This is a genomic window from Paracidovorax oryzae ATCC 19882 (assembly GCF_000687165.1).
Taxonomy (GTDB): domain Bacteria; phylum Pseudomonadota; class Gammaproteobacteria; order Burkholderiales; family Burkholderiaceae_C; genus Paracidovorax; species Paracidovorax oryzae.
The window spans coordinates 46,268-59,220 of record NZ_JMKU01000026.1 but is presented as its reverse complement, the minus strand read 5'-3'; the positions used below and the strand labels follow the sequence as shown (position 1 = coordinate 59,220).

8 protein-coding genes are annotated in these 12,953 nt (G+C 64.0%); 1 reads left to right on the top strand and 7 read right to left on the bottom strand.

Annotation, left to right across the window (positions count from 1 at the left end; genetic code table 11):
• Positions 1-774 precede the first annotated feature (774 nt).
• From T336_RS26780 to T336_RS0118420, 5 genes are all read right to left on the bottom strand, one after another.
• Positions 775-1,188 carry an SEL1-like repeat protein gene (locus T336_RS26780; RefSeq protein WP_156957900.1) on the bottom strand — a complete coding sequence of 138 codons (414 nt, stop codon included), beginning with the start codon at positions 1,186-1,188 and terminating at the stop codon, positions 775-777.
• Between the two features lie 22 nt (positions 1,189-1,210).
• Positions 1,211-1,666: a hypothetical protein gene (locus T336_RS26775; RefSeq protein WP_156957899.1), complete on the bottom strand. Its 456-nt coding sequence runs from the start codon at positions 1,664-1,666 to the stop codon at positions 1,211-1,213.
• Between the two features lie 82 nt (positions 1,667-1,748).
• On the bottom strand, positions 1,749-2,177 hold the full coding sequence (locus T336_RS26770) for a hypothetical protein (protein ID WP_156957898.1): 429 nt from the start codon (positions 2,175-2,177) through the stop codon (positions 1,749-1,751).
• Positions 2,174-7,228, bottom strand: coding sequence for an RHS repeat-associated core domain-containing protein (locus T336_RS25375; protein WP_035226502.1), 5,055 nt, complete (start codon positions 7,226-7,228; stop codon positions 2,174-2,176). Before T336_RS25375 ends, T336_RS26770 begins: the two co-directional genes overlap by 4 nt.
• A 157-nt stretch (positions 7,229-7,385) precedes the next feature.
• Positions 7,386-9,656: a type VI secretion system Vgr family protein gene (locus tag T336_RS0118420; protein WP_026433652.1), complete on the bottom strand. Its 2,271-nt coding sequence runs from the start codon at positions 9,654-9,656 to the stop codon at positions 7,386-7,388.
• A gap of 350 nt (positions 9,657-10,006) precedes the next feature.
• Between T336_RS0118420 and T336_RS0118415 the strand changes: the two genes are divergently transcribed.
• Complete coding sequence (locus tag T336_RS0118415) at positions 10,007-11,374, top strand: M16 family metallopeptidase (RefSeq protein ID WP_026433651.1); 1,368 nt, start codon at positions 10,007-10,009, stop codon at positions 11,372-11,374.
• Positions 11,375-11,491: 117 nt separating this feature from the next.
• Here the strand turns inward: T336_RS0118415 and T336_RS0118410 are convergent, their stop codons facing one another.
• The gene (locus T336_RS0118410; RefSeq protein ID WP_026433650.1) at positions 11,492-12,292 is read right to left on the bottom strand and encodes an amino acid ABC transporter permease; all 801 of its coding nucleotides are present in this window, start codon (positions 12,290-12,292) and stop codon (positions 11,492-11,494) included.
• On the bottom strand, positions 12,289-12,951 hold the full coding sequence (locus tag T336_RS0118405; RefSeq protein WP_026433649.1) for an amino acid ABC transporter permease: 663 nt from the start codon (positions 12,949-12,951) through the stop codon (positions 12,289-12,291). Before T336_RS0118405 ends, T336_RS0118410 begins: the two co-directional genes overlap by 4 nt.
• Between the last annotated feature and the right edge of the window lie 2 nt (positions 12,952-12,953).

The following is a 12,953-nucleotide window of genomic DNA, read 5'->3' as shown; positions in this document are numbered from 1 at the left end:
CACGCGCCAGCTCATCGGGCGTGGCGCTGTGCGGTGGCAGCAACCTGCCCACCGCTCTGTCTTTGAATGCTTGTCCGTATCGTGCCAACTGGCTTCTCGCTCTTCGCCCCCGGGGTGAACACACGGCAGCGGGCCGGCGCCTGAAGGCACCTGCAAGGCTGTGCATTTGTGGACGATGCGCTGCGCGCACCGGCCCGCTTGCCGTGGACAACGCTTCGCGTTGCCCACCACGCAGACCTTCGACCACAACTACACAGCCTCCTACTACCTTCATGAACTCCGAACACCGGAGTCCTATCGAGGCGACAACTATTCTGACGCGGGGGGAGATATCGAAAGCGATATTTACATCATAAAACAACAAAACAAGAAAAACGAGAGAAGGAATGACAGGGGTTAGCAATAGCAGAAAAACTAAATATCTCATAGTTTATTTCTGAGAGATCAACTTCGCTCCCGAAATTCGTAGGCGCCAACGGGTCACTATCGATCGTTCACCTCTCATGATGGGTGAATCCACCCACCCATGAACGGTCACACACCTGTCACCAGCAGTAGTGCAGAACTCTTTGATAGTATTTGAAGCAAAAATCACCCATGCAAAATAACCTGCAGCAAAGAACGTGGCCGCCAGGAATATCAATTTCCTAACTACCGAGCCCTCATGAACATCGGCAATTTCGAAAACCATTAACCCTCACTCAAAAAAAACATGTACGCATACATTTCGGCAAACGCGGAAATCCCACCCGTACGACGGCGGGCTTTTCACGATCATTTTTGATTAGCTCTCAGGTTTTTTATTTTAATTTCTTCAGTGATTCTTACCGCCTCAGCGCTACCATTAGAGCGAGCCGTTTCAGCCCACTCCTCTGCCTCCATGATCTTTCCGTCCATCAAATAATGATATGCCAACTCATATTGAGCCTCGGGAATATTTAGATTGGCAGAATATTTCAACCAGTATTTTGATTTCTTTTCATCGTACAGCCCCAGAGAAAAGTGGCGATACACCTTCATGGAGGCTTCTCCATCTCCCTGTTCAGCTTTCTCTATGCAATCTCTCAACTCACTCTCGCCAAGATAAAAGCTGGCAGCTCCCGTAACAGAAATCGCCCCCGAGGGATCACGGGCACGAGACAAGGAAATAAAGAATAACAAAAGGACTGAGAAAAATATTCTTCTCATTCTAACTTCCGAGGCTCAAATATCATCGATGGCTGTTTGGTACTTCGGCATTTTTCTTGGCTTCCAGCAAGCTGCGAGTTTGCATCGCAAGCGTGTAAACCAACCTCAGGTCTCCGCCGAAGAATACAACCATCTCCTTCCCCAAATATATAAAACTGTATTGCAAGCCGCTCTTTTTGGCTGTGTACTGAATGAAATAGCCATAACCAGTTTTAATTACAGATCGATTGAAAGCAGCCTCTTGATAATTTTTCTCAATTACTCCCTCAAACCCATCGCCCTCATTAAATCCAATTACTTGCTCATTTCCAAAATCATCTGCGCAAATGAATCTATTCTTGACATCGGTTATTTCACAACCAGCCGGCAAAGTTACCTCCTGCCCCAGGATCGATACCTTGTCTTGATGGTCGGCCACATCCTCAGCCCACGATGAACATGAGAGCATGACAAGACCAACAAGCAATAACATTTTCATGATTTAGGCAGTTACGCTATCCACGTCGCGTTGTAGCAGATCAAACTTCGCCTTGACTCCATTGTTTCAATCTCAAGAATTCTCAGTATTGATTAATAAAGAACACAATAGCCTCCTCGCTGGTGGCGGTAAAAACCATAAACCGCTTCTTAGAGAGACAAGTATGGAGACTAGTTATCTTATTAGGACTGCTTGCGCCGCCTGGATTCTTGAACTCGGAGCAGATGAAATCTTTTATCTTCTTACCTTCTTTTAAATTTGAATATATATTATTAATCTGAACTTCGTCTTTCACACTCCTTGCAATAATGATGTACTTTTTTCCATCATCAGATTGGCAATTTATGTAAATCCTATCTTTTCTTCCGTCGTCATCATATTGAGACTTGACACATCGCCCCTTCGGGATCAAAGCTTCGAGTTCATCAACCCTGCTGTGCCGATAGAGCAAAAATACGGAAATCGTCGCGGCAAAAGCAACAATGAAAGTAATTAACTTAATATTCTTCATGGCTTCATTCCTGGAATATGTACTGGACCACCTGCAGACGTTCCAGGAGTCTCCATCATGATCTTTGTTATTTCACCCGTATTTTTTAAAATCTTCTTCCTGATCTCTTCCATCCTCTTTTCGATAGCCTGCATTTTTTCTGTAGAGCATGTCGGTGTTTGAGAGATGCAAGACAACAATTCATCTTCAAGGCGTCCAAATTCTTTTTCTAATTTTTTATTGTCCAAAACCAATTGCCCCGCTTCGGCAGCATCTTTGATTGAACTAGCTTTTTCGCCCCAACCAAATATCTTTGATAAAAATCCACCCTCACCCTCCTTAAGACCGAAAGGATCTATCTTGGAAATTGGATTCAAAGGGTATATTAATTTATTCATTCCTCCAACCAACCCAATCGGATCCTGCGTCACATACTGCCCCAGCACCGGGTCGTAGTACCGAAACCGGTTGTAGTGCAATCCCGTTTCGGCATCGAACTGCTGGCCCTGAAAACGGATGTCCTGCCCGATACCGTGCGGATCGTATTCCTCGCGCAGGGCACCCCAGGCGTGGTAGGTGGCAGCCCAGGTGACCAGGCCCGCCTGCGGGCCGTTGGCATCCACCAGGGCGATGGGCGTACCCAGGTGATCGCACAGGACATGGCGGATGCGCGTCGCGTGGGCCTGGGCGGAGTCCTGCCGTTGCTGGCGCACGGCTCGGAGGCCCGCGGAGAGCAGTGCGCCGGTTGCTTCGGGCAGGCCTGCCTGCAGGCGGGATCGCGGTGCATCGCCCTGCGGCCCCAGGGCGTCGGTCAGGGCCAGTTCCAGCCATTCGCGCTGTGCGCGCGGCAATCCCGCGAACAAGGCGGCCGCGTGGGATTCGCCGCCTTGGTTTTCCAGCGCGAACATGGCCTGCACGGGTGTGGGGATGGCCCGGTCCCGCTCCAGCCGCAGCAGCGGCACGAAGGAGTCCGGCTCGTACAGCGTGTGCTGCAGCCCCTGCGGGCCTTCGATATGCACCAGGCGATCACCGTCCCAGCCAGCATGGGTAGTGGCTGCAGAGCCCGGTGCGGCTCCGTGGCTGTGCCGGCTATCGCCGACGACGGTCTTGGCCAGCCGCCGGCCGAAGGGGTCATAGCGGTAGCAGGCCACCCGTTGCCAGGCGCCACGCGTTCCCTCGCGCTCCCAGACTTCGCGCAACTGGTGCAGGGCGTCGTAGTGCAGCCGCTGCGCCCGACCGTCGGCGTGCAGCGCCTGCACCCGGTTGCCGAAGGCGTCGTAGCGGTAGCGGATCGGGGTGCCTTGGCCGTCGCCATCCCCCTTCGGTGTGCTCCATCCGATGCGATTGCCCGGCCAGTGCGTGACCGGGCCCGCACGCTCGCCGGGTCCGTCGCCCGCGCGCAGCAGGTCGAAGTCGGGGTCTTGCAGATGATCGCGCAGCTCGCGGGCCCACGCCTGCCGATCGGCGTGCGGTGCCATCACGCCGGCCTCCGGGGGCGCGGGCAGGCGATTGCCTGCGGGGTCGAGCGCCCAGTGCTGCCGGACTTCCTGCGTACCCTGGCCCGCACGGTGCAGCCCGCTCAGGCGCTGCCAGGCGTCGTAGCCGTAGCGCGTGGCCTCGCCCGGGGTCTGCACGCCCACCAGTTGGCCCAGCGGGTCGTACCAGTAGCGGCGCTGGGCGAGTGTGGAGAGGGGACCTAGGGCCGGGGCGATGCGGCCCGCGGCGGACGAGGGGCCCGTATCGGAGTCATTGGCGTCACCGGTCGTTGGCATGGCCGCCCCATGGCGCAGGCCGCGCCAGTCCTGGTGCAGCATGCGGCCCATCGGGTCCAGCTGCCGTGCATGCACGATGGCCGTCAGGTCTGCGTTGTCCTGGCCTTCCAGCAGGTGCAGCGTGCGTCCCACCTCGCGGTGCAGCGCATCGCGCTCCCAGTCCACCAGCGGCTGGCCGTCCAGCAACAGCCCGTGCACGTGACCCGAGCCGTAGGCCAGCCACTGCAGCGTGCCCAGGCCTTGCGCCTGCGTGGCCGTGCGCTGGCCCAGCGGGCCCAGGGTGTGGGTGATCGCGTGCTCGAACTCCACGGGGGGCTCACCGGCACTCAGGCCGGCCTGGAGGTGTGGCGCCTGCGGCTTCCGGTACAGCGTCTGCGTCTCTCCGCAGACGCGCCCGAAAGCATCGAGCGCCATCGCCACGCGCGTTTCTGGCTGCAGCCGCTGCGCCTGGAGCGCTGCGGCCAGCGGTGCATGCACCGGGTCGCCCGGGCGATCCAGCAGGGACAGCACAGCCTGCGTTTCCAGTTCCAGCCAGCGCTCGGCCAGGGGGATGGGGCGGTCTGTGGCAGTGCCTGGGCGCGAGGAGTCAGAAGACAGGGCCGTTGACAGAGCCATGGGCTCGATCCCGTGGGGCAACTGGGCTTCCCAGGTCCGCGCCTGCAGCAATGTTCCGGCCGAAGTGTGCTCGAAGCGCTGGATCTGCAGTATCGCGTGAGGTTCGGTATCGGAGGGCTCCGGGGCCGGCAGCCGCACGGCGACACGCGCCACCAGTCGGCCACCCAGGTCGTAGTGCAGCCGCGTGCGCACTACTGCGCCCAATTCCGGCCGCGCCGCCGCCCCCGGATGGTGGCCTTCGCCATGCCCGTCGCCCGTGTGCGTGAGCTGGCCGGCAGCGTCGTAGCCGTACACCTGGCTGCGCCCGTCGAAGCCCACTTCCTGCACCAGCCGGTCCGCCGCGTCGTGCACGAAGCGCGTCACGTCGCCGTTCTCGTTGACGAGTTCCTGCAGCCGCCCGGCCACGTCGTAGCGCAGCTGCACGCCCCGGCCCGCCTGCACCTGCTCCACCACCCGTCCCCACAGGTCGTGCCGGTAGGCGACCGTCGTGCTGGTGCCTGCGGGCTCGCCCGTGCCTTCCAGCACATCGTGCGTGCCGTGCGTGGCTGCCGCCAGCCAACCATCAGGGCCCCACCGATACCGTACGCCCGTGTTGCCCGGCTGCTGCACGCCCACCAGACGCAGCGCGCCGTGCTGCAGCACATGGTGCAGCTGGGTGCGCTGGCCCAGCGCATCCGTGGCCTCCACCACCTCGCCCCAGGCGCCGTGGCGCCATGTCTGGCTGCGTCCGGAGCAGTCGGTGTGCCGCGCGAGCTGGCCGCAGGCGTTGTATGCGTAGAGGCTGCGCCCGCCCTGCGCATCGATCATCGCCACGGGCTGGTCGCACCAGGCGAGCGTGTGGAGAGGGAAGCCTACGGTGCCGCTAGCGGCATCTTCCTGGGCTTGTTCGTATTCCAACCTGGTGATGAGGGCTTGGCGGTCAGTGGAGCCATCCCCGATTCCGGCCGGGCCCGTCGCCACTTCCACGAGCCGCCCCCAGTCGTCATACCGGAAGTCCGTGCGAAGTCCGGCTGCGTCCTGGCTGGCCAGCAACAAGCCGTCCTGCGCGCTGCCCGCTGCACCCCAGTGCTGCTGCGTGCTCCGACCGTCCGGGCCCTGCACGCCCAGCAGCCGGCCTGCGCCGTCGTAGCGCCACCATGTCGTGCGGCCCAGCGCATCGGTGGCCGAGAGCCGCCGGCCGGCGCTGTCGTATCGGAATCCTTGTTCGGCTCCGTCCGGGGCCACGAGGCGCACCAGGCGCTTGAGGCCGCCTTCGCCCTCGAAGTGGTAAGCCGTGGTACGGCCCAGGCTGTCGCGCACCACCGTGCTGCTTTGGCTGGTGCTGGGTAAGGACGCGGTGACCGGAGCAGGGCCGTCCTTGCCATCCTCCGAGCCCCGGGCTGCCTGCGTGGCGCGTGCGGATTGCGTGGGGTGCGCAGCCTGCGAGGGTGCTTCGCTGTACTCGAAGAAGTACGACAGTCCCTCTTCGTTGTGCTGCTCGGCGACCCGGGCCCCAGGGCGCGCCGCCAGCCCCTGGCGACGGCCCTGCGCGGTCTGGTCCTCATACACGTAGCGGTGCTGCGGCCCCTGGCGCACCTGGTGCTCTGTCATGCGGTGCAATGCGTCGTAGCCGAAGCGGCGCAGCACCGTGCCATCCGCGCCCAGCACCTCGGCCAGGTTGCCTGCGCTGTCGTAGCGGTAGCCCACGAGCGATTGCGGGCGCGGGGCCGCGCCGGGTACCACTGCAGGGTCGAGCGGGTTGAAAGTGCAGTCCACGCCCACCAGCCGCATCCCGTCGTCCGGGCAGAGCAGCGAATGGCGTGCATGCACGGACTCATCCGGCCGGCCAGGTCTGCGGGCTGCAGTGGCATCCGGCACGATGCGTTCGTAGCGCAGTACATAGCGGCGCCCGGTGCCATCGGTGACGCCCACGATGCGCCCTCGCGACAAACCCTCTTCGCCCCATTGGTAGCGCTGGCTGCGGCCGAAGCGGTCGATCACGGCGTGCAGGACATGGCCCGCGGCAGGTCCCTCCCCCGACGCGCCCGCTGGCAGGAACACCCAGGCCGGTGCGCCTGCCCCGCCCGCACCCGGCACGGCGATCACGCAGCCCGGGTCCGCACGCAGCACTGCCGGCACGTGCGACCAGCGCGGTTGCTGTGCCCAGGGCAGCAGTTCAGCCGGGGTGGAGGTTCGGGTCGATGATGAGTTCGGGTCCGTGGTGGACTCCGTGGCCCCGGGATGACCGTCCGCCATGCCCCCGCCCCGCAACAGCCACAGGTCCTCGCTGCTGCTGTACAGCGCCTGGCCCGGCAACAAGGGCTCCTCGAACGTGATCGCCCGCCCGGATGCATCGAAGAGCACCGCCCGGTCCGGCTCCAGCCGCAAACGCAACTCCAGCGGCAGCTTCCACCCATACCCCAGCAACCCGCATGCCGCACCATGCTGCGCGTTCACGTAACTGCTGTACACCCGCTGCCACGCCAGCGGCAGCGGCCCCGGCAGCGCGAAATCCAGTTCATCCGCCCCCGTCAGCACCTTGGCGCCCAGCGATGGGTTCACCGGGTTGCCCACCGCCATCCCTCCGGGACACTCCGAGCACGCCACGCCCCCGGCCGAGCCAATCAGCACCGTCGCCGAGCCCTGGACGATCGGGCCGCCTTTTTTCGTCAAATCGCCCTGCCGGGCAGCGGGTTTGCCGCTCATTTTCTGGTTCCCCTTGTTTGCTTATTTGTTCTTCGTCGTGGCGCCCACAGGGCCAAGGCCTGCGCTCTTTCAAGCAAGCAGTGCCTGTGGCTCTCTGGATGGTGATTGCGGCGCCCTGCTCCTGCGCGCGTGCGCGCGGAGCACGTTTCACGGATGTCTAGCAGTTGAGCTTGTCCAGCGAGGACAGCACTTCGATGAGCGCGGGCGTGAGCCGCACCGTGCTCGATCCGCAGCGCAGCGTGATCTCGTCGCCCGTCTCCAGCGTGATGGTCTTGGCCTTCACCGTGAGCGCGCCCGACACCTCCAGGCTGTCCGTGCCGCTCACGCTCGCCTTGCGGTCCGAGCCCACGCTCACCGAGTCGCTGCCGATGACCGTGCGGGTCCAGTTGGCGCCCACGATGTCGTTGCGCACGCCGCCGATGTTGACGCTGTAGGCCAGCCCCACGTTCACCATCTTGGCCAGGCCCACGTTCTGCATGGCCGTCATCCCTATGGTCTCGGTCTTCATCGTGCCCACCCGGATGTTCCAGCTGGTGCCGATGCGGTCCTTCTCGCTTTGCCCGACGGTCTTGCTGCGGTGGCTGCCGATGCGGATGTCTTCGTTGGCGCCCACGGTCTCGTCGCGGTTGTCGCCGATCGAGATCGTCTCGTTGTGGTCCACCCGCTCCGTGCGGTTGGAGTGGATGGTGATGGTCTCGTCGCCATCCACTTCCTCGGTGCGCCAGCCATGCACCGTGATCTTCTCGTTGCGATCCACCGTCTCCGTGCGGTCCCGGTGGATGGTGTTCGTCTCGTCCCGGTCGATGGTCTTGCGCCGGTCCTGGCCCACCCAATGGTCCTCGTCGTTCTCCACTTCGATGAGCTGGTCCTTCTGCGCATGCAGCCACACCTGCTCCGCGCCCTTCTTGTCCTCGAAGCGGATCGCGTTCGCGTCGCCCGCGCCGTTCTTCATCCCGTCGCCGAACGCCCCACCCTTGCTCGACTTGGTCTTGATGCCCGACTGCGTGGCATTGCCCGGCAAGGCCCAGGGCGGCATGTTCGTGGCGTTGTAAACGCAGCCCACGACCAGCGGGTAGTCCGGATCGCCGTTGAGAAAGTCGACCACCACTTCGTGCCCAATGCGCGGGATGGAGATCGCGCCGAAGCCCGAACCCGCCCAACTCGTCGCCACGCGCATCCAGCAACTGGAGTTCTCGTCCATCGCCCCCAGCCGGTCCCAGTGGAACTGCACCTTGATGCGGCCGTATTCGTCGGTCCAGATTTCCTCTCCGGCCGGGCCGACCACGACGGCGGTCTGCGGGCCCGTGGTGCGTGGCTTGGGTGTTGTTCTGGCCGGGGTGTAGGGCAGGCTCGTGGGCTGGGCCGTGAGGCTGAATTTCTGGAAGGAGCCCTGCTCCTCGTTGTGCTTGAGCGCCTCGCCCGGCTTGGCGCTGTTGAAGGAAGAGCTGCGCGGGTTCTCGTGCAGGTGGTAGGTGACGCCCGTGATGAGGTACTGCCGGTTCTGGTCACCCCGCGGGTAATTTTCCAGGGTGAAGGTGTAGCCCGTCGCGAGGCTGCGGTGGCGGGATTCACCCCGGACGGTGCTGTGGCCCGTCAGCCCTTCCTGCAGGCGGACGCGGGCGTATTGCTCGCCGTCGCCGTGCTGCACGTAGCCGCCTGGCCATTCGTAGATCTCGTACGCGTCGTGCGCGTGCCCAGGCGGCTGCTGGCGCATGTTGGAGAGGTCCGACCTCGGCTTCTTGAAGTCGTAGTCGTCGTTGTAGTACCGGCCTGGCTTGATCTCCTCGCCCAGCGTCCAGGCATGGATGTTCTCGCGGTCCGCCACGGCCGACTTCTCGGGTGGGTAGAACGGGATCACGGCCGCGCCCGGCAGGGGCTCGTGCCCGGCCACGATGTCATCGGCGATCACCAGGGTGTGCTGGCCGCTCGCGTGCTGGAAGTAGTAGTACGCCCCTTCATGCTCCAAGAGGCGCGAGACGAAGTCGAAGTCGCTCTCGCCGTACTGCACGCAGTAGTCCCAGGCGCGGTAGGCGCGCGTGAGCTTGAGCTGCATGGGGTAGCCGTAGCGGCCCAGCACCTCCTGCACGATCTGCGGGACGGTCTTGAACTGGAAGATGCGGAAGTCCTGCCGCCGCGTGGCCACCCAGAGCCAGGGCTGCAGGCGCAGGTGGTAGGAGTAGAGGCGATGGTCCTGCCCCTGCATGCCGAAGCGCGTGACCAGGCCGTCCAGGTAGCGCTTGCCGCCGCCTTCGGTTTCGATCTCCACCGTCGCCGTCTTGCCCAGCAGCGCCTTGGGATCGATGTCGCGCCCTTCCGAGAGCAGGTCGATGTCGAAGGAGAAAAGCTGGCTCAGCTCCTCGCTGCCCCGCAGCTGCCGGAACTGCAGCTGTTCTCCCAGGGGCGTCTGGATGGTGACGCGGCGTGTCATTGTGATGGCTGCAGCCCCTCAGGTTGCTGCAGAGTCAAGTTGAAACGACCGCGATGATAGAAGGCGTAACAATGAGTTGAAAAGGCTTCCGATGCGGGCAATTTGTTTGCAAATGTTCGTTTGCGCGCGCGCCTATGGGAAGCAGCCATCAGCATCAACAAAATTTATTGATCCTATTAATAGTTAACGACCTGCCAATCTGCTGTTCATCCGTCCTCGGGACGCAACGCCCTGCGTATCGCATGCTCCATCACCGCCCGGCGACAATGCAGCATGCAGGCAGAGAGCCACAGGACGATGCGCCGCATCTGTCCGATAGAAGCCGCAAAGACTCCCTGCCCCAACCACCGATGGCCCATCCCCCCTCCCCCCTCCTCCACACCCTCCCCAACGGCGTCCGCCTCCTCGCCCTCCCCATGCCCCACGTGCAGAGCGCCAGCGTCGGCGTGTTCCTGCGCGTGGGCTCGCGCGACGAGACGCCGGAGACCAACGGCATCAGCCACGTGCTGGAGCACATGGCGTTCAAGGGCACGGCCACGCGCTCGGTGCAGGCGATCAACCTCGATGCGGAGCGGCTGGGCGCGGACGTGAATGCCTACACGGGCAAGGACAGCACCGGCTACTTCATGACCGGGCTGGGGCAGCACGCGCTGCAGTTGCTCGGCATGACGGCGGACATCGTGCTGCACAGCACGTTCCCCGAGGCCGAGCTGCAGCGCGAGCTGGACGTTATCCGGCAGGAGGCGATCGAGTACGACGAGGACCCGGAGGACAGCTCCAGCGACCTGCTGGACCGCGCGCTGTGGGGCGACGATCCCATGGGCATGCCGGTGATCGGCACGGTGGAGAACATCGAAGGCTTCACGCGCGATGACCTCGTGCGGCACGTGCGGCGGCACTACGTGGCTGGCAAGACCATCGTCGCGGCTGCGGGAAACTTCGACGTCGATGCGTGGATGCGGCGCGCGGAGGAGTTGTTCTCTGCCATGCCCGTGCCTGTGTCCGCATCGGGCTTGCCGGCCGAAGACGCCGGGGTACAGCCGCCCGCGCCCGCTCCGCACGTCGGCCAGGCCGTGGCACGGCGCTTCACGCAGGTGTCGCAGGTGTTCCTGAACATCGCCTATCCGCTGCCCGGTCCTGGCGCGCCGGAGCGGCGGGGCGCCGGCACGGTGCAGGCCCTGCTGCCACCACGCTGGCGCCTGGCCGCGGCACTCGCGGCCAACCTGTTCGGCGGCGGCATGTCCTCGCCGCTGGTGGACACGGTGCGCGAGCGGCTGGGCCTGGCCTACAACGCCGATGCGACGATCGACAGCGGGGACGCGTGGCTGAATTTCGTGGTGCATGCCGTGACCACGCCGAACAAGGTCGAGGCGCTGGTGCAGGCCACGGGCGAGCTGCTGCGGGCGCAGACCTGCGCGATCGATCCGGTGCACCTGGAGCGCGCGAAGAACCAGCTCACCGTCTCCCGCGTGCGGGCCAGCGAGCGGCCCTTCGCGACGATGGAACGGGCCGTGGAGGAGGTGTTCGCGCACGGCACCGTGACGCCGCTGGCCGAGACGATCGCGCTGATCGGCAACATCCGTGCGGACGAAGTGCAGCAGGTGTTCGCGCGCATGCTCGCCCATCCGCCGGCGCTGTCGATCACGGGCAAGGGCGTGAGCACGAAGTCCGCGCGGCTGCTGGCGGCTTCGCTGGTCGCGAGCAGCAGCCGGGCGTAGCCGCAGTAAAACTCGCCGAACCGCAGCGGCCTCTCTCCGCGCACGCCCGCCGCGGTTATCGCCGAATCGCCGGTTCGTGGGGCAGGTTTTGATCCACCGCCCGGCATCCGGCCGCGCTCAATGCACCGGCCGCCCCAGCCGCCGGCTCGCCCGCGAAATCGCGTAGTTCACCAGGCAGTACAGCGCCGCCACGATGAGGTACACCGGCATCAGCGAGTGGTAGTTGGCGATGAGCACCCGCGCGTTCTGCATCAGCTCGCCATAGGTGACGACATAGCCGAAGGTGGTGTCCTTCACCACGATCACCAGTTGCGCGACCAGGGCCGGCACGATGTAGCGCAGCGCCTGCGGAAACACGATGGAGAAGAACACCTGGGTCTCTTTCATGCCCAGGCTGCGCGCGGCATCGGCCTGGCCGCGGGGCACGGCGAGCACGCCCGAGCGGTAGACCTCGGCCACCACCGCGGCGGTGCTGAGGCCAATCGGCAGCGTCAGCATCCAGTAGGTGCCGAGCTTGATACCGGCCGATGGCAGCACCAGGAAGCACACGTAGATGAGCAGCAGCGTGGGCGTTCCCCGCAGGAACTCGATGGCCGCGACGGCCGGCCAGCGCACAAAGCGCGTCCGCGCCAGGCGCCCCGCCAGCAGCACCAGCCCGAGGGAGAGCGCGATCACCGCGGCCATCGCCGCCGAGGCCAGCGTGCCGAGCAGGCCCTTGGCCAGGAAGGCCCAGGTCGTCGGCCAGGCGAAGAATTTCCAGTAGCGGGCATCGAGCTGCCCGGCGGCATGGAAGCGGAGCGCGATGCCGGCCGCCAGCAGGAGCAGCACGCCCGCCGCGACCACGCTCATCCCGCGGATGAGGTTGCGGGTGCGGGGGTTCGGCGCGCCGAACAGGATGTCTTCGAGGGACCGGTTCATCGCAGGATCCGCAGCTTCCTGTCCAGGGCGGCGCCGGCCCAGGCGATCAACAGGCCGCTGGCCACATACATCGTGGCCGCGACGGCGAAGGCGGCCATGCCGGCCGCGGAGTCGGTCGCGATCTTGGAGACGAGCGTGGTGAGTTCCCGGCCCGGGAACGGCACCTGCGATGCGAGCGAGGTGGACAGCATCAGCGCGATGAGCAGCGACGTCATCGGCTGCACCACGGAGCGCATCGCCTGCGGCAGCACGACCGACCAGATGATGCGCGCGGGCCGCATCCCCAGGCTGAGCGCGGCCTCGACCTGGCCGCCGGGGATGGTGTTGATGCCCGAGCGCACGTAGTCGGCCGTGAATGCGGAGCAGACCAGCACCAGGGTCAGCACCACGCTGGGCTCGTAGTCGATCACGAATTCGAGATCGGGCAGCGCGAACACGATGAAGATCAGCAGCGCCACGCTGGGGATGTTGCGGAAGGTCTCGACGTAGAGGGTGAGCACCCAGCGCAGCGGCGGCAGCGGGAAGAGCCGCAGCATCGCCACCCCCATGCCCAGCAGCACACCCGGCACGAACGACAGCGCGGTGAGCTTCCAGGTCAGCAAAAGGGCCTGCCAGAAGGCAGGCCCTTGGTCGGCCAGGAGCCTGGTTACCTCGCCCATTG

Bases quoted from the DNA above. Each gene is read 5' to 3' on its own strand.
- T336_RS26780 (WP_156957900.1), bottom strand. From the start codon at position 1,188: ATGAGAAGAATATTTTTCTCAGTCCTTTTGTTATTCTTTATTTCCTTG.
- T336_RS26775 (WP_156957899.1), bottom strand. From the start codon at position 1,666: ATGAAAATGTTATTGCTTGTTGGTCTTGTCATGCTCTCATGTTCATCG.
- T336_RS26770 (WP_156957898.1), bottom strand. From the start codon at position 2,177: ATGAAGAATATTAAGTTAATTACTTTCATTGTTGCTTTTGCCGCGACG.
- T336_RS25375 (WP_035226502.1), bottom strand. From the start codon at position 7,228: ATGAGCGGCAAACCCGCTGCCCGGCAGGGCGATTTGACGAAAAAAGGC.
- T336_RS0118420 (WP_026433652.1), bottom strand. From the start codon at position 9,656: ATGACACGCCGCGTCACCATCCAGACGCCCCTGGGAGAACAGCTGCAG.
- T336_RS0118415 (WP_026433651.1), top strand. From the start codon at position 10,007: ATGGCCCATCCCCCCTCCCCCCTCCTCCACACCCTCCCCAACGGCGTC.
- T336_RS0118410 (WP_026433650.1), bottom strand. From the start codon at position 12,292: ATGAACCGGTCCCTCGAAGACATCCTGTTCGGCGCGCCGAACCCCCGC.
- T336_RS0118405 (WP_026433649.1), bottom strand. From the start codon at position 12,951: ATGGGCGAGGTAACCAGGCTCCTGGCCGACCAAGGGCCTGCCTTCTGG.